Raw genomic sequence first — 23,178 nt, 5'->3', positions numbered from 1 at the left:
CGAGAGGCGCCCTCCTACGCCGACGGAGTGGGTGAACCACCCGTTCGGGCGTTGCGTACGAACAGCGCGTGCAGATCACGCACGGCCCGGGGGACCGAGACGGCGTGGCGGCGCTGCAGCACCAGCAGCACATCGGTCTCGTCCCCCGCCAGCGGCCGGACCGTGAGGGTGCCCCGCCGCTCCAGGGGATCGCCGAGGACGCTGAAGTCGGGCAGCACCGTCGCCCCGAGCCCCTCGGCGACCATCAGCTTGCCCATCTCGGCGCCGTCGGTGGAGTACGAGAAGGACGGTGTCCGGCCGCGCAGCAGCCGGTGGACGTAGCGGTGCATGACATAGCCGGACCGCATCACGATGAGGGGCTCGGCGAGGAGACTGTCCACATCCACCGCGTCCAGGGCCGCCAGCGGGCTGTCCGGGCGTACGCACACCACCGGCCGGCCGCGCAGCAGCTCGGTCGTCTCGAAGCCGGGCGGCATGTCGTCGCCGTGGAGGTAGTTCACCAGCCCCAGGTCGAAGGCGCCCTCCAGCAGACCCCGGTGGATGTCGGCCTGCTGCGCGCCGACCACCTCGACCTGGGTGGCCGGATGCGCGGAGCGGAACTCCCGCACGGTCGGGATCAGCAGCGGCACAGTGGCCGTGTTGACCGTGCCGAGCCGCACCATGCGGCTGACGCGGTGCTGGTCGCCTGCCGCGCCGCGCAGCCGGTCCACCGCGTCCAGCACCGTCATGATGTGCGGCAGCAGTTCCCGGCCCTCGTCACTGACCTTCGCCCCCGACCGCTTGCGCTCCAGCAGGTCCACCCCGAGCTCCCGCTCCAGATTGCGCACGGTCTCGCTCAACGCGGGCTGGGACAGGTGGAGTTCCTCGGCGGCCCGCCGCAGCGAACCGAACCGGGTGACGGCGGCGATGTATTCCAGCTGTTCTATGCGCACGACAGGAGACTGCGTCCCCCGCGAGCCCGGTTCAAGGGAATCCCTGTCACAACCTCGTGAATACCGACTCTCACCATGTGGAATCACCACCGGGTCTTCTTGACCGGCCGGACCCGCACTTGGTTGGATCGTCGACATGAAGCGACCGGACCTCACGCAGCGACGCCACGTCGATCTCGCGCGTGTCTCCAGCTCCTGCTGTCGCAGCCGCGTCTGAGCGCAGCGCACCGAGGGAAACCCTCCCACTCGCTTTCTGCGCCCTCTCCCTTCCTGAATTCCGGTCCCGGACGTTCTCCGTCGTGCTGACGGCTTTCCCGGTACCGCTGTTCCAGCGCGCCTGAATTCCCCTCGCGAGCACGTTCTCGTGCCGACGCCTGTGTGTTTCGCGTGCCTTTCCGCTCTCCCAGGAGTCCCCCATGCCCGTACCGCCCGCATCCGACCCCGTCCGCTTCGCCTACTGGGTGCCCAACGTCAGCGGCGGCCTCGTCACCAGCACCGTCGAGCAGCGCACCGACTGGGGCTACGACTACAACCGCGAACTGGCCGTCCTCGCCGAGAACAACGGTTTCGACTACGCCCTCAGCCAGGTCCGCTACATGGCCAGCTACGGTGCCGAGAACCAGCACGAGTCGACCAGCTTCAGCCTCGCCCTGCTGCTCGCCACCCAGCGCCTCAAGGTCATCGCCGCCGTCCACCCCGGCCTGTGGCACCCGGGCGTCCTCGCCAAGCTCGGCGCGACCGCCGACCACCTGTCGAACGGCCGGTTCGCCGTCAACGTCGTCAGCGGCTGGTTCAAGGGCGAGTTCACCGCCCTGGGCGAGCCGTGGCTGGAGCACGACGAGCGCTACCGGCGCGCGGAGGAGTTCATCACCGCCCTGCGCACCATCTGGACCCAGGACCACGCCGAACTCGCTGGCGACTTCTACCGGGTGCGCGACTTCTCCCTCAAGCCCAAGCCGCTGAACACCCCCGAACGCCCCCACCCCGAGATCTTCCAGGGCGGCAACTCCACCGCCGCCCGCGCCATGGCCGGCCGGGTCTCCGACTGGTACTTCAGCAACGGCAAGGACTTCGACGGCGTCACCGAGCAGATCGCCGACGTACGCGCCTCCGCCGCCGAAGTGGGCCGTACGCCCCCCAAGTTCGGGCTCAACGGCTTCCTCATCGCCCGCGACACCGAGGCCGAGGCCCGCGAGCAGCTCCGCGAGATCGTCGCCCACGCCGACACCGAGGCCGTGCACGGCTTCCGCGACGCCGTCCGGCAGGCCGGACAGTCCACCGGCGACGGCAAGGGCATGTGGCAGGACTCGAGCTTCGAGGACCTCGTCCAGTACAACGACGGCTTCCGCACGGGCCTCATCGGCACGCCCGAGCAGATCGCCGAACGGATCGTCGCCTACAAGCGCCTCGGCGTCGACCTCTTCCTCCTCGGCTTCCTGCACTACCACGAGGAGGTCGAGTACTTCGGCAAGCGGGTGCTGCCCCTCGTGCGCGAACTGGAGGCCCGGGAACCCGACTTCGAGCCCGCCGCGGCCCACGCCTGATCACCGCCCGCCCCGAGCAACAGCCACGAAGGGAACACCCCCATGGCCACCATCCTGACCGTGTCCGGCAGCCCCTCCGCCACCTCCCGCACCCAGCGACTGCTGCGCCACCTCGACTCCCGGCTCACCGCCCAGGGCCACGAGGTGATCCCGCTGGACGTCCGGAACATCCCCGCCGAGGCCCTCCTCGGGGCGGACTTCCGCCACCCCGAGATCGTCCGGGCCACCGCCCTGGTCGAGCAGGCCGACGGGGTCGTGGTCGGCACCCCCGTCTACAAGGCCGCCTACTCCGGGCTGCTGAAGTCCCTGCTGGACCTGCTCCCGCAGTACGCACTGGCCGGCAAGACCGTCCTGCCCCTCGCCACCGGAGGATCCGTCGCCCACGTCCTGGCCATCGACTACGCCCTGCGTCCCGTGCTGAGCTCCATGGGCGCCACGCACATCGTCCCGGGCTGGTTCACCCTCGACAAGGACATCACCGTGAGCGACGACGGCTCCCTGACCGTTGCGCCCGGCTCGGCCGAGGCCCTGGCCCAGGTCACGGACCAGTTCTCCGCCGTGCTGGGCGGCCGTACGACCGTGCTGGCGGCCACCGGATGACCACGGCCCATGTGATCGCCGACGACGCCGAGGCCCTGGCCGTCGCCGCCGGCCTGGCCGCCGACTTCCGCAAGGAAGCCGCCGAACGGGACGTACAGCGCAGGCTCCCGCACGCGGAGCTGGAACGGCTCTCCGCCTCGGGCCTGCTGGCCGTCAGCGTCCCGGCCGGGTTCGGCGGCGCGGACGTCCGCACCGGGACGCTCGCCGAGATCTTCCGGCTGCTGGCATCGGCCGACGCCAGCCTCGCCCAGATCCCGCAGAGCCACTTCGTCTACGTCAACGTGCTGCGCCGCCAGGGCACACGCGCCCAGCAGGAGTTCTTCTTCGGCGAGGTACTGCGGGGCAGGCGGTTCGGCAACGCCCAGTCCGAGGCGGGCACAAAGCACGTCCAGGACATCCGCACCAGGCTCGCGCGGCGCCCGGACGGCTCCTACGTCCTCGATGGCGTCAAGCACTACTCCACGGGCGCGCTGTTCGCCCACTGGATCCCCGTCCTGGCCCAAGCCGACGACGACACGCCGCACGTGGCGTACGTGCCGCGCGACGCCCCCGGCCTGACGGTCGTCGACGACTGGGACGGCATGGGGCAGCGCACCACCGCCAGCGGAACCGTCCGCCTGGAACGGGTGCCCGTCCCCGCCGACCGGGTCCTGCCCCACCACCTCACCTTCCAGGGACCCCAACTCCACGGTGCCGTGGCCCAGTTGCTGCACGCTGCCATCGACGCGGGGATCGCCTCCGGCGCGCTGGCGGAGGCCGTGGAGTTCGTCCGTACGAAGAGCCGCCCCTGGTTCGAGAGCGGGCTGGAGACGGCCGCGGAGGACCCGCTGCTGATCCAGCGGTTCGGCGAACTCGCGATCCGCCTCCGGGCGGCGGAGTCCCTGCTGCGGGAGGCCGCCCGTACGGTCGACGCCGCCCGGGACGACCTGACCGACGACTCGGCCGCCGAGGCCTCGATCGCGGTGGCCGCCGCCAAGGTGACCACCGCGGAGACCGCCGTCGAGATCGGCAGCGCCCTCTTCGAGGTCGCCGGCACCCGCGCCGCGCTCGACTCCCTGGGCCTGCACCGCCACTGGCGCGATGCCCGCACCCACACCCTGCACGACCCGGCCCGCTGGAAGGTCCAGCACATCGGCCGCTACGTGCTGAGCGGCACCCGGCCGCCCCGGCACGGCCTGCTCTGACCACCCCCTCTTCTGAACACCCCCCTGACGATCGGAGATCTCCCGTGTCCCTCACCTTCCACTGGTTCCTCCCCACCAACGGCGACAGCCGCCATGTCGTCGGCGGCGGCCACGGCACCCCGGCCACCGCCTCCGGCCGGGACCGGCCGCCGACGGTCGCCTACCTGAGCCAGATCGCCCGCGCCGCCGAGGACCTCGGCTTCGTCGGCGCCCTCACCCCCACCGGCGCCTGGTGCGAGGACGCGTGGCTGACGACGGCGATGGTCAGCCAGAACACCGAGCGGCTGAAGTTCCTGGTGGCCTTCCGACCCGGCTTCGTCTCGCCCACGCTCGCCGCCCAGATGGCCTCCACCTTCCAGCGGCAGAGCGGCGGACGGCTGCTGCTCAACGTCGTCACCGGCGGCGAGAGCCACGAGCAGCGCGCCTACGGCGACTTCCTCGACAAGGACGCGCGCTACCGCCGTACCGGCGAGTTCCTGCAGATCGTGCGGGAGCTGTGGGAGGGCAAGACCGTCGATCTGCACGGCGAGCACCTCCAGGTGGCGGACGCGACGCTGGCCCGGGTGCCCGACCCGATTCCCGAGGTCTACTTCGGCGGCTCCTCGCCGATCGCCGGAGAGATCGCCGCCCGGCATGTGGACGTGTACCTCACCTGGGGCGAACCGCCCGCGCAGGTCGCCGAGAAGATCGCCTGGATCAGGAAGCTGGCGGCCGAGCAGGGCCGCACCGTCCGCTTCGGCATCCGGCTGCACGTCATCACCCGCGACAGCTCCGAGCAGGCCTGGGCGGAGGCGAACCGGCTGCTGGACGGCTTCGACCCGGAGACCGTGGCGTCCGTGCAGGCCGGACTCGCCCGCAGCGAGTCCACGGGGCAGCAGCGCATGCTCGCCCTGCACGACGGCGGCGACCGGGACGCCCTGGAGATCCACCCCAACCTGTGGGCCGGCATCGGCCTGGTGCGCGGCGGGGCGGGCACAGCCCTGGTCGGCAGCCACGACGAGGTCGCCGAGCGCATCAAGGAGTACGCGGCCCTCGGCATCGAGGAGTTCGTCCTCTCCGGCTACCCCCACCTGGAGGAGGCCTACTGGTTCGGCGAGGGCGTCCTGCCGAGGCTGGAGGCACAGGGCCTGTGGAAGCACCCCTTCCCGCAGGTCGCGGCCGCCGCCCAGGTCCCGTTCGCGGGTGCGGGAAACCCACGATGACGCAGGTCATCGCCGACGACGCCGAGGGCTCCAGAACGGGCCCACCGGCACCACGCTGCGCGAACGTCTGCACGGCCCGGGCAGCGGACCTCGGGTCGGGGCCGACCACCCGGCGGCCGAGTACCGCGAACGGGCCGCGCAGGAGCGGAAGCCGGCCGGGGACCACCGGGTGACCCCTCCCTGGCCGGGGCCGCGGTCCAGGCCGTGCGCGTCCTGCTCGCGCCCTGCGCGACGGACCGGGCGGCGTAGTCCTAGGACCAGGCGACCCACCTTCCCCGCAGCCGGAGCGGCCCGGCGCGGGGAACATGGAAGGCATGGCCAGCAACGTCGATCTCAGCCAGTTCCTGCGCCGATGCCGTGCCCGCATCGCGCCGCGGTCGGTGGGCCTGCCGGAGGGCGGGGCCTACCGGCGCGTGCCCGGCCTGCGGCGTGAGGAAGTCGCGCAGCTGGCCGGTGTCAGCACGGACTACTACACACGGCTGGAGCAGGGCCGCAACATCACTCCCTCGGACAGCGTGCTGGGGGCGATCGCCGAGGCGCTGCGCCTGGACGACGCCGAACGCGCCCACCTGTTCGACCTGACCCGACCCAAACCCGCCAAGGCCCGCCGCGGCGCGCCCGCCGTGCAGAAGGCGCGGCCCGGGCTGCGCCGGTTCCTGGACTCCTTCGGCGACCACGCGGGATTCGTCCTCGGCCGGCGGGGAGACGTGCTGGCCACCAATCACCTGTGCCGGGTCCTGATGGCCGACTTCGACGCCATGCCCTACCGCGAGCGCAACCTGACCCGCTGGATCGTCCTGGACCCCGAGGCGCGAGAGCTGTACGCGGACTGGCAGACGATCGCCGCGGAGATGACCGCGATCCTGCGGCTGGACGCGGGACGGCACCCCGACGACACCCGCACCGCCGAACTGGTGGGGGAGCTGACCATGAAGAGCGAGCACTTCCGCCGCTGGTGGGACGACCACAAGGTCCTCAACCGCACCTTCGGCCAGAAGCGCTTCCGTCACCCCGTGGTGGGCCCGCTGACCATCGACTACCAGGCGTTCACCATGCCGGGCGAGGAGGACCAGACCCTGTTCCTCTACATGCCGGCGCAGGACCAGGCCTCACAGGAGGCCTGGCAGCTGCTGACCAGCTGGAACGCCGACGAGACCACCGTACGGCCCGAACCCGCCGACCCTTCCCCGACAGAACGGAGCACCCCGTGAGCGGCACCGCCTCCCACCCTCACCGTCCGCTGGCCCTGGTGACCGGAGCCTCAGCAGGCATCGGCTACGAACTGGCGCTGCTGCTCGCCGTCAACGGCTTCGACCTGGTCGTGACGGGCCGCAGCGAGGACACCGACAAGGCGGCCGCCGAACTGGCCGCACACGGCGGCGAGGTCAAGGCCGTACGCGCCGACCTCGCCGGGTCCGACGGCGTGGAGACCGTCTGGCGCGCCGTGCAGGAGACCGGCCGGCCACTCGAAGCGGCCGTCCTCAACGCCGGGCGCAGCATCGGCGGAGCCTTCCTCGACACCGACCTCGACGACGAACTGAACCTGATCGATCTGAACGTCACCTCCGTGGTCCACCTGGCCAAGCACGTCGCCCGGCACATGGCGGCCCACCGGCGCGGCCGCATCCTGATCACCTCATCGCTCTCCGCCACCCTGCCCACGCCCTACGAGACCGTCTACGGGCCCTCACGCGCCTTCACCCGCATGTTCGCCCTCGGCCTGCGCGAAGAACTCAAGGAACACGGCGTCAGCGTCACCACGCTCATGCCCGGCGCCACCGACAGCGACTTCCACGCCCGCGCCGGCATGAACAACACGGCCTTCGGCCCCGGCATGAGGAAGAACAGCCGCAAGGACGTCGCCCGTCAGGGCTTCCTGGCGATGATGGACGGACAGGCCCAGGTCGTCGGAGGCGACCGCGCGACCCGGCGCACGGCCCTCAAGCACCGCTTCCTGCCCGAGACTCTCAAGGCGGCGCGACACGCTCGCCTGGCCGATCCGCGCCGCTGAGCTAACCGAGGCCGCGGAGGAGGCGACGCCGCGGGAGTTCCGTCGGCCGGGCCGCGGCTAATCTGCACGGGTGACCACCGACCTGACCCTGCTGCCGCGTGTCGCCTATCGCGGACAGGAGGTCACCGCGCCCCGGCTCCGGGGCCTCCTCGCGCTGCTCGCGGGCGACTTGCGCACCGGCTGCAGCACCGAACGGCTCGTGGCGGGGCTGTGGCCGGACGCGTTGCCGGAGCGGCCGGCAAAGGCGGTGCAGGTCCTCGTGTCCCGGGCGCGGGCCCAGCTCGGCGCCGACGTCATCGCGGGCACGCCGACCGGATACCGGCTCACCCTCGCCGAGGACCAGGTCGACACCTCCGCCCTGCTGCGGCACGCCGCCACCGGAGCGGACCGGGCCAGGGCCGGAGACCACGCCGGATCGCTGGCGGCGGCCGAGGCCGGGCTCGCGCTCTGGGAAGGCACCCCGGTCGACGCCGGCGACACCGACGACCCTCTGGCCGCGCTGCGCGCCGAGCGCGTTCCCGTCCGCGGCGCGCTCGTCCGCGCGCGGGCCCTCGCGCTCGCCCGCCTCGGACGGCACGCGGAAGCGGCCGGACCGCTGGCCGTGGCCGCCGCGGAGCATCCGCGCGACGAGGAAGTGCTCGCCGAACTGCTGCGCGGCGAGGCCGCGACGGCCGGCCCGTCCGCCGCGCTGACCCGGTACGAGGCCTACCGCCGTGAGCTGCGCGACGAGCTCGGCACGGATCCCGGCGCCGCGCTCAAGGCCGTTCAGCGGGAGCTGCTGCGCGGTGAGGCGCCCGCGGTCAGACACGGCGTGCCGCACGAGCCGAACCCGCTCCTCGGCCGGGACGAGGACATCGCCGCGGTGGAGCGGCTGCTGCGCGCCTCCCGCGCAGTCACCGTCGTCGGGCCGGGCGGCCTCGGCAAGACCCGGCTCGCGCACGCCGTCAGCCGCCGGGCCGAGCAGCGCGTGGTGTATTTCGTACCGCTCGCCGGTGTCACCGAGGACGCGGACGTGACCGCGGAGGTGGCCTCCGCGCTCGGCGCGGGCGAGGGACGGCCCGGTGCCGGAATGAGCGGCCACGACCCCGTGTCCGGCATCCTCGGTGTGCTCGGCTCCGGGCCCGCGCTGCTGGTGCTGGACAACTGCGAGCAGGTCGTCGCCGGCGCCGCCGGCCTCGTCCGCGCGCTGGTCTCGTCCTCGAAGGACCTGCGGGTGCTCGCCACCAGCCGGGCCCCGCTGGGCCTCACCTCGGAGGCGGTGTACGCGCTGCCGGAGCTCCGACTAGCCACCTCCGTCGAGCTGTTCACCCAGCGAGCCAGGGCGGCCCGGCCCGGCGTCGAGCTGCCGCCGGACGCGGTGGCCGGGCTGTGCCGCCACCTCGACGGGCTGCCGCTCGCCGTGGAACTGGCCGCGGCGCGGGTACGGGTGCTGTCGGTGCCGGAGATCGCCCGCCGCCTCGGCGACCGGTTCGCGCTGCTGCGCGGCGGCGCGCGTGACGTGCCGGAACGTCACCGTACCCTGCACGCGGTCGTGGACTGGAGCTGGAACCTCCTCGACGAGGAGGCCAGAGCGGCGCTGCGCCTGCTGTCCGTCTTCCCCGGCGGCTTCACCGGCGAGACGGCGGAACAGGTCCTGGGCGAGGACGAGGACGCGCTGTTCCTGCTGGAGCAACTGGCCGACCAGTCGCTGCTCACCGTCGCCGACACACCGGCCGGCGTGCGGTTCCGGATGCTGGAGACCGTACGGGAGTTCAGCGCGGCCCGGCGTACGGAGGCGGGCGAGGACGAGGAGGCCGTCGGCCGGTTCCTCGACTGGGCGCGGGACTTCGGGGTCGCGTACCACGACTGGTTCTTCGGCTCGGGACCGCTGTCCGCCTGGGAGCGCATCAGGGCCGAGCAGGACAACCTCGTGTTTGCCCTGCGGCACGCCCTGGCCCGTACGGACGGCCCCACCATCGCCGCCCTCACCGCGGTCCTCACCGCCCTGTGGTCGACCGGCTCCAACTTCACCCGCCTCACCACCCTCGCCGCGGAGACCGGTCCGCCCCTGTCGCACTACTACCCCGAGCCCGAGTACGTCGAAGTCGCCCGTGCCGCCGCGGTGTTGTCCACGGCGACCCTGTTCATGGGCTACGGCCCGCACGTCGTACGCCAGCTCGTCACCCTCCGGCGGCTGCCCCCGGCCCCGCCGGACACCCTGGTGCGCGCCATCGCGGTGGTGCTGGGCGCGGTCCCCGAGATGCTGCCTCCCGACTACGAGGTGCTGCGGGGGCTCTGCGACAGCGAGCAGCCGCTGCTCGCCGGCATCGCCGAGTGCGTCGCCACCTACGTCTGGGAGTACGAGCACGACATCGACCGCGCGCTCGCCTCGGCCCGCCGGATCGTCACCGCGCTGGGCCCGGTCGAGAACCCGTTCCTGCAGGTCATGGGCCACGCCCGGCTGGGCGAACTGTGCCTGAGGACGGAGCAGGGCGAGGCGGCGTACGAGCATCTCAAGGCGGCGCTGGAAGCGCTGCCCCGGCTCGGTGACGAGCACGACTCCATCGGCGTACGCAGTGGTCTCGTCCTCGCCTGCCTGCACCGCGGCGACCCCGACGAGGCCGAGTACTGGCTGCGGCAGGCCGAGGGCAGCCCCCCGCAGCAGGACGACTTCCACAGTCCCGGCCTCGGCGGGCGCGCCGAGATCGCGCTCTCCCGCGGGCTGACGGAGGTCGGACTCGGCCTGTGGCGCGGCGCCGTGGAGGGGATGGCGGAGGTCGGGCCGGTGGACGGCGGCGATCCCTTCCTCGACCGTTGGGTGCTGCAGATCCGGTCGGCGGCGGTGACGGCGCACGCGCACGCCGGCCGTCTCGAGCCGGTCGCGGACGTGGTCGACCGGCTGCGCCAGGAGCTGCGGACCATGCTCGACGGTCCGGCCGGATCGCCCATGGAGCTTCAGTACGGGACGGCGCTGCACGCCCTCGGCATGGCGGGACTCGCCTCCGGCGACGGCTCGGCCGTACGGATGATCGCGCTGGCCGAACGGCTGCGGGTGCTGCGCGACTACCAGCCGACGATGTCGGCGGCCCGGGCCCGGCAGGCGGCCGAGAACGCCGACAGGGCGGCCTACGCCGACGCGGTGTCGGAGTACGCCGCCCTCGAGCGGAACGAGTTGCGGGATGCGGCCCGCGCTGTCATGGCGGTCGCTGCTACTTCGGGTCGCGGTTGAACTGCGCCGTCGACCAGCGGTAGCCGAGCGCGCTCAGGCCGACGCACCAGGCGACGGCGATCCAGCCGTTGTTGCCGATCTCGGTGCCGAGGAGCAGGCCGCGCAGGGTCTCGATGGCGGGGGTGAAGGGCTGGTACTCGGCGATGGGCTGGAACCAGCCGGGCATGGTGCCGGCCGGGATGAAGGCGCTGGAGATGAGCGGGAGCAGGATCAGCGGCATGGCCATGTTGCTGGCCGCCTCCGGGTTCGGGCTGGCCATGCCCATGCCGACCGCGATCCAGGTGAGGGCGAGGGAGAACAGGGCGAGCAGTCCCACCGCCGCGATCCATTCCAGGAGCGTGGCGTCCGTGGAGCGGAACCCGATGGCCACGGCGACGGCACCGACGAGGACCAGGCTGGCCATCACCTGCAGCACGCTGCCGACGACGTGCCCGATGAGCAGCGAGCCTCGGTAGATCGCCATCGTCCGGAAGCGGGCGATGAGCCCCTCGGTCATGTCCATGGAGACGGCGATCGCGGCCCCGATCACGGTGCTGCCGATGGTCATCATCAGCAGGCCCGGGACGATGTAGGCGATGTAGTCGGAGCGGTCGGCGCCGCTGCCGCCGATGCCCGCGCTCATCACGTCGCCGAAGATGTAGACGAAGAGCAGGAGCAGCATGATCGGCGTGAGCAGCAGGTTCAGCGTCATCGACGGATAGCGGCGGGCGTGCAGCAGGTTGCGGCGCAGCATCGTGGACGAGTCGCGCACGGCGAGGGCGAGGGAACTCATCGGACACTCTCCTTGGACTGGCCGGACTGGCCGGACTGGCCGGACTGGCCGGACTGGCCGGACTGGCTGGGGACGTTGGTGGCGCCGGTGGTGCTGGTCAGGGCGAAGAACACGTCGTCGAGGTCGGGGGTGTGCACGGTCAACTCGTCGGCCTCGACGCCGGCCGTGTCCAGCCAGTCGAGGATGGAACGCAGTTCGCGCTGGCTGCCGTCGCTCGGGATCTGCAGGGCGAGGGCCTCGTCGTCGCGGGTGACCTCGCGCAGGGCGGAGGCGGCCGACCGGTAGGCGTCCGGGTCGGTGAAGCGCAGCCGTACATGCCCGCCGGGGATGAGGCGTTTGAGTTCCTCGGCGCTGCCCTCGGCGGCGATCGTGCCGTCGTTCAGCACCGCGATGCGGTCGGCGAGTTCGTCGGCCTCTTCCAGGTACTGGGTGGTGAGGAAGACGGTCGCACCGTCGGAGACCAGCTCACGGATGATGCCCCACATGTTGTGACGGGAGCGGGGGTCGAGGCCGGTGGTGGGCTCGTCGAGGAAGATGATGCGCGGGTTCCCGACCAGGGTCATGGCGAGGTCGAGGCGCCGCTTCATGCCGCCCGAGTAGGTGGAGGCCGGTTTCTTCGCGGCGTCGGTGAGGTCGAAGCGTCCCAGCAGCTCGGCGGCCACTCGCCGGCCCTCCTGCCTGGGCAGGTGGTGCAGGTCGGCCATGAGGAGCATGTTCTCCTCGCCGGTGATCAGCCCGTCGACGGCGGAGAACTGCCCGGTGACACCGATCGCGGCCCGCACGGCCTGCGGGTCGGCGGCCAGGTCGTGTCCGCCCACCCGCAACTCGCCGGCGTCGGCGGTGATGAGGGTGGAGAGGATCTTGACGGCGGTGGTCTTGCCGGCACCGTTCGGACCGAGCAGGGAGAAGACCGTGCCGGCCGGCACCGCCAGATCGATGCCGTCGAGGACCGTCTTGTCCCCGTAGGCCTTGCGCAGCCCCTGGGCCGCGATGGCGAGAGAGTGCGATGTCGTGGTGGTCATGCCGCAGAGCTTGCGGCAGGGCGCATTCAGCGCGGTTTCACGATGGTTTCAGTGCCCTGGAACCGGGCGGCGGAGCGAGACGGCGATCTACGCTGCCGCCGGAAGGCCGGGCGAGACAGACCGGCATGGGCTGAGGGCGGCGCGGGGCATCGGGTGGGGTGGGAACTGGGGGCGGCCGGGCCTCGCGGTCGGGATGCTGACAGCCGTCATCCGCGTGTTCGCCCTTCCGGGCCCGAGCGTCTTCCGCCTCCTGGTCGCCGCGCTGATGCTGCCGCTCGGCGGCCGGCTCATCGCCCGGACCCCGTACCCCCGTACCCCCGTACCCCCGGAGCTCCGGGGGTACGGGGGTACGCCCCGGACGGTCACGTGCCTGGCCCTCGTGGTCGGCGTCTACGGCATCGGCGGCGGCTCGATCCTCGGCCCCGTCCTGGTCGGGCGCGGTGTCCCCGTCGCCGAGGTCGCCCCGGCCTCCACCTTCGCCACCTCGGTGATCGGCGCCGCCACCTACGCCCTGCTCTCCCTGGCCCACAGCGGCAGCATCGCCCCCGACTGGTTCCTCGGCCTGTCCTGCGGCCTCGGCGGTCTCCTCGGCGGCTACCTCGGAGCCCGCCTCCAGCCGCACCTGCCCGAGCACATCCTCCGCCTCGTCCTCGGCACTCTGGCGACGGCGCTCGGCGCCCTGTACGCGGTCGACTGTTGATCCTGGACGAACCGACCTCGCAGATGGACGCCCGGGGCGAGCACGCCATCTTCCTCGTCTCCCTGTCACAGGACCGGTGAGGCCGCGGCGGAGCGCTTGCCGACGGCAGGCGCGAGGACGATCGCCACGGCGGTGAAGGCGAGGACGACGATCATGGCGACGCGCAGCCCGTAGTGCTCGCCGAGGAAGCCGAGACACGGGGGCCCGACGAGGAACGCGACGTAGCCGATCATCGCCACCAGGCTGACACGCGCCGCCGAGTCGGGCCCGGAGTCACCGGCCGCCGAGAGGGTGACCGGGAAGCCGAGCGAGGCTCCCAGGCCCCAGAGGAGAACGGCGGCCCCCGCGAGGACGGCCGAGTCGGCGAAGACGACGACGGCGATTCCCAGAGTCGCGCAGACGGCGCTGGCCCGGACGACGGGGGCGCGGCCGAGCCGGTCGATGAGGAGTCCGCCGCCGAAACGGCCGATGGTCATGGCGGCGGCGAAGCCCGTGTAGACGGCTGACCCCAGGGCGGGGTCCGTGCCGTGGCCGTCGACCATGAGCAGGGGCAGCCAGTCGTTGGCGGAGCCCTCGGCCAGCGCCATGGCGAGGATGACGCCGCCGATCAGCAGCAGCCGCGGGTCCTTCCAGACCTTCACCTCGGTCTGCGCGGCGGCGTCGGGCCGCGAGCCGTCGTCGTCCCGGGTCTTGCCGACCGCGTGGGGGATGGCTCGGAAGGCATGGGCGAACATGACCGCTGTGACGGCGGCCATGCCGGTCAGGTGCCACTGCACGGGCCAGGAGACAGCCGTGCACAGAATGCCGAACGCGGCCCCCACGACCGTGCCCAGGCTGAAGAAACCGTGGAGCGTGGGCAGCACCGTCCGGCCCGTGATCCGCTCGACGTCGGCGCCGTCGATGTTGATCGCCACCTCCCCACCGCCCATACCGGCCCCGAAGAGGAACAGTCCGGCGGTGGTCGCGGGGGCGGAGGAGAGCATCGTCCCGCCGCCGATGACCGCCATGCTCACCATGACCAGCAGCGTCGCCACGCCCATGACGGGCCGGGTGCCGAACCTGGCCACGAGCGTTCCGGAACTGAGAATGCCGATCATCGAGCCGACCGACAGCCCGAACAGGACGATGCCCATCTGCGCCGTCGAGACGCCGAGTTGGTCCCGGATATCAGGTGTCCGGGTCACCCAGGAGGAGATCGACAGTCCGGGTATGAGGAAGAAGAGGAACAGCGCCGCTCGGCGGCGGCGTGTGGCCAGGTCCATCAAGAAGCTTGCTCTTTCCAGGGGTGCGTCGGACGTCCGATCGTAGTCATGAGGAGAGCCGGGCAACCCGCTCCGACCTCCGAACCGCTCCCCCCCGCGGAGCCACGGACGAGCGGGACGATCAGAGAGGAGGGTGCGTGAGCACCCAGGACAACATGCCGGACGGACGGGGCGCACTGGGTGGTGTGCGCATCGCTGACTTCTCCCGGGTTCTCGCGGGACCCTACGCCACCATGCTCCTCGCCGACCTGGGCGCCGACGTGGTCAAGATCGAGCGGCCGGGCGTCGGGGACGACACCCGGGCCTGGCGGCCTCCGGCGGACCACGACGGTACGTCGACCTACTACCTGAGCGTGAACCGGAACAAGAGGTCGGTCGTCCTCGACCTGGCCACGGACACCGGCCGCGAACAGGCACGGTCCCTGGTCGCCGAGTGCGACGTGGTCGTGGAGAACTTCCGGCCCGGCACGATGGAGCGGCTGGGCCTCGGCCACGAGGAGCTGCGTGCGCGGCACCCGGAGCTGATCTACTGCTCGATCAGCGGCTTCGGCAGCGGTGCCGGCGCCGCGATCCCCGGCTACGACCTGCTCGTGCAGGCCGCCGGAGGCCTGATGAGCGTGACCGGACAGGCCCACGGGGAGCCGGTGAAGGCGGGTGTGGCCCTCGTGGACGTCATCACCGGGCTGCACGCCTCACTCGGCATCCTTGCCGCCCTCCGGCACCGGGACGCCACCGGCGAGGGGCAGCTCGTGGAGGTGAACCTGCTCAGTTCCCTGCTCTCGGCCATGGTCAACCAGGCCTCGGCGTTCGCCGTCGCCGGTGTGGTCCCGGGCCGCATGGGCAACGCGCACCCGAGCATCGCCCCGTACGAGACCTTTCCCACCGGGGACCGTCCGCTGGCCCTCGCGGTGGGCAACGACAAGCAGTTCGCGGTCCTCGCCGAGGTCGTCGGCGAACCCGGTCTCGCTCTCGACGACCGGTTCCGCACCAACGCCGACCGGGTCGCCCACCGCACCGAACTCGCGCGGATCCTGACCCGGCTGCTGAGCACCGAGGGCGCGGACCACTGGTCGGCGGTCCTGCTGGCTGCCGGAGTACCGGCCGGCCCGGTCAACAACCTGGACGAGGCGTTCACCTTCGCCCACGAACTCGGCCTGCCCGGCGTCGTCGACCTCCCCGCAGACGCCGACGGCTCTGAAGGAGACAGGCCCTCCCGTCAGGTCGCCCACCCCCTCGCGCTGAGCGCCACGCCCGCGCGGTACCTGCTGCCCCCGCCCCTGCTGGGACAGCACACCCAGGAAATCCTCCATGGCGTCACTGGCCGTGAAACCGACTGACCCGGACCGGCGCCTCAGGGAGTGGCGTCTCAGGGAGTGGCGTCGAGGTCCACTTCGATGTCCTCGGCGTCGGTCCAGAATCCGTCGTCCGCGTCCTGGAGCCGGGCGGCGGCGTGGTTCATGTGGAGGCGTGCGGCCGTGCGTGCCGCCTCGGCGTCGCGCGCCTCGATGGCGGCGAGGATGGCGTGGTGCTCCGCCCGGACCGCTTCGATGAAGTCGTTCCGGCGTGCCTCGTTCGCCCGTGTGACGCGGATACCGCTGCGCGACACATCGCCCAGGTACCGCAGCGTCGAGACCATCACCGTGTTCCCGGTCGACTCGGCGATCGACCGGTGGAAGGCGAGGTCCTCGTCCACGCCGTCGCCGCCGGCCGCGACCGCCGAGTCGATCGCGTCCAGCGCCTGACGCATCCGTGCGAGGTCGAGGGGTGTGGCCCGGGTGGCCGCGAGATGGGCCGCCTCACCCTCCATGGCGCGGCGCACCTCCACGATCTGCAGCACCTTCGCCTTGGTGTCTGCGGCCTCCAGGTCGAGCGGGCGGGTGCGCCGCGGCAGGACGAACACGCCGATGCCCTGGCGCGGTTCGATCAGGCCCGCGTTGCGGAGCCGCGACAGCGCCTCGCGCACCACCGTGCGGCTGACGCCCAACTGCCTGACCAGCTCGACCTCTGTCGGCAGTCGGTCACCCTCGGCCAGCCGCCCCGACTCGATCTCCTCCGAGAGGGTCGCGGCGACCTGATCCGCGAGCCGGACGGGACCGCTCACCTTAGAAAACATGGTTTTCAGTCTATAGGCCCGGGTCTCGTCGTTCCGCTTTCCACTAGGCCTTGACCAGGACCGCGTCGGGGTGGTCGGCGAGGTAGTCCCGCACCACCGATTCGAAGCTCGGGTCGGGCTCCAGCCCGAGCGCTGCGGCGCGCGTGTTGTCGAAGACGGAAGGCCACGATCCCACGACCGCCTCGACCACGGGATCGGGCGCGACGGTCACCAGATCGGCCGCGGCGTCGCCCGCCACCCGTCGCAGCGTGGCCAGCATCTCGGCGACCGTGACCGTGAGGGCGGGGAGGTTGACGGGCAGTCCGCCGTCGAGCCGGCCCTTCCCGCTGCCGCGCTCGGCTTCCGCGATGCGGAGGATCCCCTCGACGGTGCGCCGCGGTGACGCCAGGGCCACCCGCAGGTCGGGGCGTACGGGGCAGATCGCGGGGAGGCCCGCGAGCGGCTCGCGGACGATGCCCGACAGGAAGCCGGAGGCGGCGGCGTTCGGCTTGCCGGGGCGTACGGACACGGTCATCAGCCGGGCGACACGCCCGTCGATGAAGCCCCGGCGCGTGTAGTCCGCGACCAGCTGCTCGCAGACGAGCTTCTGGATCCCGTAGCTCGACCGGGGCGTGGGCAGGGTCGACTCGCTGACCACCGGCGGGAGCGGCAGTGCCGGGTCGGAGCCGTAGACCGCGACGCTGCTGGAGAACACCAGGCGCGGCGCCGGCCCGCCGGAAGCCGACTGGGCCCGGGCGGCTTCCAGGAGGGCGCGGGTGGTGTCCAGGTTGGCGCTCATCCCGAGGTCGAAGTCGGCCTCGCACTCGGCGGAGACGGCGGCGGCGAGGTGGATCAGCACGTCGACCGGCTCCGCGAACACCTCGTCGAGACACTCGACCAGGTCACCCCGCACGATCTCCACCAGGGGATCGGCCGCCTGCGCCGCCCCGGCCGGCACGAACCGGTCGGTGAGCACCAGTTGATCGATCGGCGTACCACCGAGCGTCCGGGTCCTCAGCAGGGTGTCGGTGATCTCGCGTCCCAGAAAGCCGAAGCCGCCCGTGATGACGATCCTCATGCGCTGTCTCCTCGGTAGTCGTTCAGCCAGCCGAGGCCCTCGCTCGTGCCGGCCCGGGGGATGTACTCGCAGCCGATCCACCCGTCGAAGCCCAGGTCGTCGACGACGCCGAACAGATGCCGGACGTCGAGCTCGCCGCTGTCCGGCTCGTGCCGGTCCGGTACGCCGGCGATCTGCAGATGGCCGACCCGGCCGGTCGGCAGGTCGCGGCGCAGCGTCGTCGTGAGATCGCCTTCGACGATCTGGCAGTGGTACAGATCGAGTTGCACCTTGAGATTCGGGGCGCCCACCTCCCGCACCACCGCGTGGGCCTCCGCCTGCCTCGACAGGAAGTAGCCCGGCATGTCGCGGCCGTTGATCGGCTCGACCAGGATGTCGACGTCCGACCCGGAGGCTCGCTCGGCAGCCCACTCCAGGTTGGCCAGGTAGGTGTCGCGGTGCTGGGCCAGCTCCTTCGGAGTCACGCCCGGCGGCACGAGACCGGCCATCACGTGCAGCCGCGGGCAGTCCAGTGCGGCGGCGTACTCGAGAGCCCGGGCGATCCCGGAGCGGTGCTCCGCCTCGCGGCCGGGCAGCGCCGCGATGCCGCGTTCTCCGGACTCCCAGGCCCCGGGAGGTGCGTTGAAGAGCACTTGCTCAAGGCCCTGGTCGTCGAGCCGGCGCCGCAACTCCTTGCTGTCGTAGGCGTAGGGGAAGAGGTATTCGACGGCGGTGAAGCCGTCCGCCGAGGCCGCGGCGAAGCGGTCGGGGAAGTCGTGCTCGGGATACATCATGGACAGGTTCGCTGCGAACCTCGGCATGCTGGCTCCTGTGGGAGACCGGGAGGGACCGGTCAGCGGTTGACGGTCTGCTTGTCGGTGGTGAGCACCGCGGCGGCGCCGACGACGAGACTGAGTGCCAGGACGTACATCGGGAGCGATGTCGAGCCGGTGGCGTCCTTCACCGCGCCGATCATGTAGGGACTGACGAAGCCGGCGAGGTTGCCGACCGAGTTGATCACGGCGAGGCCGACCGCGGCGGCGGTGCCGCCGAGGAACGCGGTGGGCAGCGACCAGAACAGCGGCGAGCAGGTCAGCACACCGGCCGCGGCGACGGACAGCGCGACCAGGGACAGTGCGGTGGACCCGGACCAGCCGGCCGCCAGCGAGAAGCCGACGGCGCCCATGAGGCTCGGGACGACCAGGTGCCAGCGGCGCTCGCGGCGCTTGTCCGCCGAACGCCCGAACAGGTTCATCGCGACGAGAGCCGCCAGGAACGGCACCGCGCTGAGCACGCCGATCGCGAGGTTCCCCTCGATGCCCGTGGACTCGATGAACGTGGGCATCCAGAAGGTCAGGGCGTACTGACCCATCACGAAGCAGAAGTAGATGAGGCACATCAGCCACACCTTCGGCTCGCGGAAGGCGTCCCAGACCCGGCCGTGCACGGTCTGGTGCGCGGCGTCCTCGGCGATCGCCCGCTCGACGACGTCCTTCTCCTCGTCGGTGAGCCACTTCGCGTCGCGCACGCTGTTGTCGAGGTAGAACAGGGTGGCCACGCCGATCAGGAGGGCGGGGATCGCCTCCAGCAGGAACATCCACTGCCAGCCCTGCCAGCCGTTCACACCCTGGAACCGGTCCATGATCCAGCCGGACAGCGGGTTGCCGAAGATGCCGGCCACCGGGATGGCGGACATGAACATCGCGATCACCCGGGCCCGGCGCCGCGACGGGAACCAGTACGTGCAGTACAGGATCACCCCCGGGTAGAACCCCGCCTCGGCGGCACCGAGGAGGAACCTCAGGACGTAGAACGTCGTCTCGTTGTGGACGAACATGAACGACGCCGAGACGACGCCCCAGCTGATCATGATCCGGGCGATCCAGGTGCGGGCGCCGACGCGCTGCAGCATCAGGTTCGACGGCACCTCGAAGAGGAAGTAGCCGATGAAGAACAGTCCGGCGCCGAGGCCGTACGCCGCCTCGCTGAAGCCGAGGTCGTCGGACATCTGCAGCTTCGCGAAGCCGACGTTGACCCGGTCCAGGTAGGAGACGACGTAACAGAGGACGAGGAAGGGGACGATACGCCGTACGACCTTGCGGAAGACGGCGTTCTCACGGGCGACGTCGGGGGCTTGGGACGCCGATATAGGCATGGACATGGCGATCCTTTGAGCGGCTCAGGGGGATTCTCCGGCAGGGGAGAAGGGGTTCACCACGCGGCGTTGAACGTGGACCTCAGTTCGTCGAGCGCGTGATCGGGGAGCGGCTCGGGGCGACGGTCGGTCAGGAGCCAGAGACGTGCCGTCTCCTCGAGTTCTTCGAGGACGGCGAGAGCGGTGGCCGCGTCGGGGCCCCAGACCACGGGGCCCAGCCGGTCCAGCAGCACCGCCCTGATGGGCGTTCGGCTCGCTGCGCGATCGGCGATGTGGGCGGTCACCAGGTCGGCCACGCGGGGGTCGCCGGGCCGGTGGTAGGGGATGAGCGGGACGTGCCCGACCTTCATCACGTAGTACGGCGTGATGGGCGGCAGCACGTCCTCGGTGCTCCACACACCGGCCAGCGTCAGCGCGACCAGGTGCGTGGAGTGGGTGTGGACGACGAACCGGGCCGTGGGGTCGGCGGCGCAGATGCGCCGATGGAGCGTCAGGGTCTTGCTGGCACGGTCGCCCGCGACCTGCTCACCCCGGGCGTCGACCTGTGCCAGGCGGCCGGGTTCGAGGAATCCCAGGGCGGCGTCGGTGGGCGTGATCAGATGGTGGTCGCCGACCTTGGCACTGATGTTGCCCGCGCTGGCGTGGACGTAGCCCCGGGCGAACAGGCTGGTGCCCACCCGGACGATCTCCTTGCGGACCTGCTCGACACCTTCGTCGGGTGCGGTCGGCTGCGGGTTCATGCGGCCTCCTCGTCCAGGAGCGCGAAGGAGCGGGTGAAGAAGTCGGGGCCGCCGAAGTTGCCGGACTTGAGCGTGATGTGGAGCGTGTCCCCGTCGGGAAGAGCCGCCGCGCACCAGGGCACACCGGGGTCGATCTGCGGGCCGATCCGGAGTCCGGTGACACCGAGCGCCTGGACGACCGCCCCCGAGGTCTCTCCTCCCGCGACGACGAGCCGGCGCACGCCGCGCTCCACGAGCCCCTGTGCGATGCGGGCCAGCGTCCGCTCCACGAGCTCACCGGCCTCGGCGGCACCGAGCCGGCCCTGGACGGTCCGGACCGTGTCGGCGGACTCGGTGGAGTAGACGAGCACGGGACCGTCGTCCAGATGCGACGCGGCGAAGGCCAGGGCTTGCCCGGCCACGTCCTCGCCGGCGGCCACGCGCAGCGGGTCCACGCTGAAGGCGGGCCGGCCGGAGCGCAGGTACTCGAGGACCTGACGGTTGGTGGCCGTGGAGACCGAGCCGGAGACGACGGCCCGGTGACCGGCGGGAGGCGGCAGCTCCGCTGCGGCGCGGGACGGCTTGAACCCCCAGTTGGCGGGCAGGCCGATCGCCAGCCCCGAGCCGGCGGTCACCAGTGGGAACCCCTGGACGGCCGCGCCCAGCCGCACGAGGTCGTCGTTGGAGACGGAGTCGACGATGGCGATCCCGAAGCCGCCCTCACGCAGGGCGTCGACGCGGGCCCGGATCGCCTCGACGCCGTCGGCGACGACCGTGTGGTCGACGAGACCGACCTTTCGCGTGGTCTGCGCGCCGAGTACGGAGACCAGATCGGAGTCGGTCATCGGGGTGAGCGGGTGGTGGCGCATGCCGCTGTCGCTGAGCAGCACGTCGCCGACGAAGAGATGCCCCTTGAAGATCGTGCGCCCGTTGTCGGGGAACGCCGGCGTCGCGACCGTGAAGTCGGTGCCCAGCGCGTCCATCAGCGCCTCGGTGACCGGCCCGATGTTCCCGGCCGGAGTCGAGTCGAAGGTGGAGCAGTACTTGAAGTAGATCTGCTCGGCGCCCATGGACCGCAGCCAGGCCAGTGCTCGCAGCGACGCCTCCACGGCGTCGGCCGCCGGGACGGTCCGCGACTTGAGGGCGATGACCACCGCGTCCGCGTCCACCGCCTCCTCGACGCCGGCCGGTGGTGTGTCGATCAGCTGGACCACCCGCATGCCCGCGCGCACCAGGTTGTTGGCGAGGTCCGTGGCACCGGTGAAGTCGTCGGCGATGCATCCGAGACGGATTCCCATGTCAGGCCTCCACCGGCTTCGGCAGGTCGACCCCGGGGAAGATCTTGATGACCGCGCTGTCGTCCTCGGCCCCCAGTCCGGATGCCGACGCCTGGAGGAACATCTGGTGGGCGGTCGCGGCGAGGGGAAGAGGGAACCGCTCCGGCCGGGCGGCGTCCAGCACGAGCCCGAGATCCTTGACGAAGATGTCGACGGCCGACAGGGGCGTGTAGTCGCCGTCGAGCACATGGGCCATGCGGTTCTCGAACATCCAGGAGTTGCCGGCGCTGTGCGTGATGACCTCGTAGAGCGCCTCGGCGGGAACGCCCGCCTTGATACCGAGAGCCATCGCCTCGGCCGCTGCGGCGATGTGCACGCCCGCGAGCAGCTGGTTGACGATCTTGACCTTCGAGCCGAGCCCCGCGTGCCCGCCCAGACGGTAGACGGTGCTGCTCATGGCCTCGAGCACCGGGTCGGCGAGCGAGTACGCCTCGGCCGAGCCCGACGTCATCATGGTGAGTTCACCGGCCGCGGCACGCGCGGCGCCGCCGGAGATGGGGGCGTCCAGGTACAGCACGCCCCGCTCGGCGAGTCGGCCCTCGAGCGCGGCGGACCAGCCCGGATCGACCGTGGAGCACATGACGAAGACGGAGCCGGGGCGGAGCCGGCCGGCCGCGCCGTCGGCACCGAACAGCACGGCCTCGACCTGCGCGGCGTTCACCACCACGCCCACCAGGACGTCCACCGAGGCCGCCAGCTCGCCACAGGTCCCGAACGCCGTCCCGCCGTCGCGGGCGAAGTCCGCGGCCGTCTCAGGACGCAGGTCGTGAACGCCGACGTCGTATCCCGCCGCCCGCAGACTCCGGGCCATCCCGAGGCCCATGGCTCCTAGACCCACCACGCCCACGCGCGGTCGTTCGGGCTTGTTCTGGTCGCTCATGCCCATCCTCGCCTTGCCGTGCCGTCCGGAGGCAGGTCGCGTCAACCGGCCTCCGGGAGATCAGGTCATATGATGACCTGAGGACGGCGAAATGGGAGGTGTGATGTCCGTCACGCACCGAGAGGGTCGGCGTGCGGCCGGTGGGGGCTGGATTTACTAGGACGTCCAACTATATAGTCGCGGGTGTAGGCCCGCGGTGCAGGGAAGCCGGTGTGAATCCGGCACGGTCCCGCCACTGTGACCGGGGAGTACGCCGTCGAGCAGAACGCCACTGACGAGCTGGATGTCGGGAAGGCGGACGGGGTGCGCTGATCCGGGAGTCAGGATACCGGCCGTGGGATGTTCCGTGTTGTCCACGAGGATGGAGCTGACACGCATGGCACCGGTGTGCACCCACGACCCCGGAGGACCCGCCCGACGCGTCCGTCGTGCCCGACGGATCGTCCCGCGCCCGGTCGTCACCCTCTGACGGTCCAGCCATACGCGATCTCGCGCGGCCCC

At 71.6% G+C, this 23,178-nt stretch carries 20 protein-coding genes, 1 pseudogene and 1 riboswitch; of the genes and pseudogenes, 10 read left to right on the top strand and 11 right to left on the bottom strand.

The features are described from left to right. Positions 1 to 14: 14 nt before the first annotated feature. Positions 15 to 932 (bottom strand): LysR family transcriptional regulator, encoded by a 918-nt coding sequence (locus ACZ6I3_RS20620; protein ID WP_469416291.1) that lies wholly within the window; start codon positions 930 to 932, stop codon positions 15 to 17. 136 nt (positions 933 to 1,068) lie between these two features. Between ACZ6I3_RS20620 and ACZ6I3_RS20615 the strand changes: the two genes are divergently transcribed. From ACZ6I3_RS20615 to ACZ6I3_RS20580, 8 genes are all read left to right on the top strand, one after another. Beyond that, positions 1,069 to 1,149, top strand: coding sequence for a putative leader peptide (locus tag ACZ6I3_RS20615; RefSeq protein ID WP_382487002.1), 81 nt, complete (start codon positions 1,069 to 1,071; stop codon positions 1,147 to 1,149). Positions 1,150 to 1,348: 199 nt separating this feature from the next. Continuing rightward, entirely contained in the window at positions 1,349 to 2,476 is a 1,128-nt protein-coding gene (gene sfnG / locus ACZ6I3_RS20610) for a dimethylsulfone monooxygenase SfnG (RefSeq protein WP_469416289.1), read from the top strand. A 42-nt stretch (positions 2,477 to 2,518) separates the two neighbouring features. Further along, entirely contained in the window at positions 2,519 to 3,076 is a 558-nt protein-coding gene (ssuE, locus tag ACZ6I3_RS20605) for an NADPH-dependent FMN reductase (protein ID WP_469416288.1), read from the top strand. After that, a complete protein-coding gene (locus tag ACZ6I3_RS20600; RefSeq protein WP_469416286.1) occupies positions 3,073 to 4,260 on the top strand; it encodes an SfnB family sulfur acquisition oxidoreductase in 1,188 nt (395 codons plus the stop codon). Before ssuE ends, ACZ6I3_RS20600 begins: the two co-directional genes overlap by 4 nt. Positions 4,261 to 4,304: 44 nt before the next feature. After that, a complete protein-coding gene (locus tag ACZ6I3_RS20595) occupies positions 4,305 to 5,462 on the top strand; it encodes an LLM class flavin-dependent oxidoreductase (RefSeq protein ID WP_469416284.1) in 1,158 nt (385 codons plus the stop codon). A 314-nt stretch (positions 5,463 to 5,776) separates the two neighbouring features. Next, complete coding sequence (locus ACZ6I3_RS20590) at positions 5,777 to 6,673, top strand: helix-turn-helix transcriptional regulator (RefSeq protein ID WP_469416283.1); 897 nt, start codon at positions 5,777 to 5,779, stop codon at positions 6,671 to 6,673. Beyond that, positions 6,670 to 7,473 (top strand): SDR family NAD(P)-dependent oxidoreductase, encoded by an 804-nt coding sequence (locus ACZ6I3_RS20585; protein ID WP_469416282.1) that lies wholly within the window; start codon positions 6,670 to 6,672, stop codon positions 7,471 to 7,473. Before ACZ6I3_RS20590 ends, ACZ6I3_RS20585 begins: the two co-directional genes overlap by 4 nt. Positions 7,474 to 7,543: 70 nt before the next feature. Then, positions 7,544 to 10,681, top strand: a complete 3,138-nt coding sequence (locus ACZ6I3_RS20580) for an ATP-binding protein (RefSeq protein ID WP_469416281.1) — start codon at positions 7,544 to 7,546, stop codon at positions 10,679 to 10,681. On the opposite strand, the gene ACZ6I3_RS20575 is transcribed toward ACZ6I3_RS20580, so the two are convergent. Both ACZ6I3_RS20575 and ACZ6I3_RS20570 read right to left on the bottom strand, forming a co-directional pair. Then, the gene (locus ACZ6I3_RS20575) at positions 10,662 to 11,453 is read right to left on the bottom strand and encodes an ABC transporter permease (protein ID WP_469416279.1); all 792 of its coding nucleotides are present in this window, start codon (positions 11,451 to 11,453) and stop codon (positions 10,662 to 10,664) included. The genes ACZ6I3_RS20580 and ACZ6I3_RS20575 overlap by 20 nt on opposite strands. Further along, the gene (locus ACZ6I3_RS20570) at positions 11,450 to 12,475 is read right to left on the bottom strand and encodes an ATP-binding cassette domain-containing protein (RefSeq protein ID WP_469416278.1); all 1,026 of its coding nucleotides are present in this window, start codon (positions 12,473 to 12,475) and stop codon (positions 11,450 to 11,452) included. Before ACZ6I3_RS20570 ends, ACZ6I3_RS20575 begins: the two co-directional genes overlap by 4 nt. A gap of 175 nt (positions 12,476 to 12,650) precedes the next feature. On the opposite strand from ACZ6I3_RS20570, the pseudogene ACZ6I3_RS20565 reads away from it, so the two are divergent. Then, positions 12,651 to 13,175 (top strand): annotated as a pseudogene (locus ACZ6I3_RS20565) (TSUP family transporter); the annotation flags it as partial. A 65-nt stretch (positions 13,176 to 13,240) separates the two neighbouring features. Here ACZ6I3_RS20565 and ACZ6I3_RS20560 read toward each other — a convergent pair. Further along, complete coding sequence (locus ACZ6I3_RS20560) at positions 13,241 to 14,437, bottom strand: MFS transporter (protein ID WP_469416277.1); 1,197 nt, start codon at positions 14,435 to 14,437, stop codon at positions 13,241 to 13,243. 155 nt (positions 14,438 to 14,592) lie between these two features. Here ACZ6I3_RS20560 and ACZ6I3_RS20555 point away from each other — a divergent pair, with 155 nt between their 5' ends. Continuing rightward, positions 14,593 to 15,774: a CaiB/BaiF CoA transferase family protein gene (locus tag ACZ6I3_RS20555; protein WP_469416371.1), complete on the top strand. Its 1,182-nt coding sequence runs from the start codon at positions 14,593 to 14,595 to the stop codon at positions 15,772 to 15,774. Positions 15,775 to 15,803: 29 nt separating this feature from the next. Here the strand turns inward: ACZ6I3_RS20555 and ACZ6I3_RS20550 are convergent, their stop codons facing one another. Genes ACZ6I3_RS20550 through ltnD form a run of 7 tightly spaced genes read right to left on the bottom strand, consistent with a single transcriptional unit; the run spans position 15,804 to position 22,677 of the window. Beyond that, entirely contained in the window at positions 15,804 to 16,550 is a 747-nt protein-coding gene (locus tag ACZ6I3_RS20550) for a FadR/GntR family transcriptional regulator (RefSeq protein WP_469416275.1), read from the bottom strand. Between the two features lie 43 nt (positions 16,551 to 16,593). Continuing rightward, positions 16,594 to 17,607 carry a D-erythronate dehydrogenase gene (denD, locus tag ACZ6I3_RS20545; protein WP_469416273.1) on the bottom strand — a complete coding sequence of 338 codons (1,014 nt, stop codon included), beginning with the start codon at positions 17,605 to 17,607 and terminating at the stop codon, positions 16,594 to 16,596. Beyond that, positions 17,604 to 18,407 (bottom strand): 2-oxo-tetronate isomerase, encoded by an 804-nt coding sequence (otnI, locus tag ACZ6I3_RS20540; protein ID WP_469416272.1) that lies wholly within the window; start codon positions 18,405 to 18,407, stop codon positions 17,604 to 17,606. Before otnI ends, denD begins: the two co-directional genes overlap by 4 nt. 32 nt (positions 18,408 to 18,439) lie before the next feature. Then, positions 18,440 to 19,747 (bottom strand): MFS transporter, encoded by a 1,308-nt coding sequence (locus tag ACZ6I3_RS20535; protein WP_469416271.1) that lies wholly within the window; start codon positions 19,745 to 19,747, stop codon positions 18,440 to 18,442. 50 nt (positions 19,748 to 19,797) lie between these two features. Next, the gene (locus ACZ6I3_RS20530; protein WP_469416269.1) at positions 19,798 to 20,481 is read right to left on the bottom strand and encodes a class II aldolase/adducin family protein; all 684 of its coding nucleotides are present in this window, start codon (positions 20,479 to 20,481) and stop codon (positions 19,798 to 19,800) included. Next, entirely contained in the window at positions 20,478 to 21,758 is a 1,281-nt protein-coding gene (gene otnK / locus ACZ6I3_RS20525) for a 3-oxo-tetronate kinase (RefSeq protein WP_469416268.1), read from the bottom strand. Before otnK ends, ACZ6I3_RS20530 begins: the two co-directional genes overlap by 4 nt. A 1-nt stretch (position 21,759) precedes the next feature. Further along, a complete protein-coding gene (gene ltnD, locus ACZ6I3_RS20520) occupies positions 21,760 to 22,677 on the bottom strand; it encodes an L-threonate dehydrogenase (RefSeq protein WP_469416266.1) in 918 nt (305 codons plus the stop codon). Positions 22,678 to 22,834: 157 nt separating this feature from the next. Next, a riboswitch (cobalamin riboswitch) is annotated at positions 22,835 to 23,028 on the top strand. Positions 23,029 to 23,178 lie beyond the last annotated feature (150 nt).

The organism is Streptomyces sp. NPDC041940, from assembly GCF_055589465.1.
Note: the sequence above shows the minus strand (reverse complement) of the source record. Positions and strands in the feature narration are given on the sequence as shown.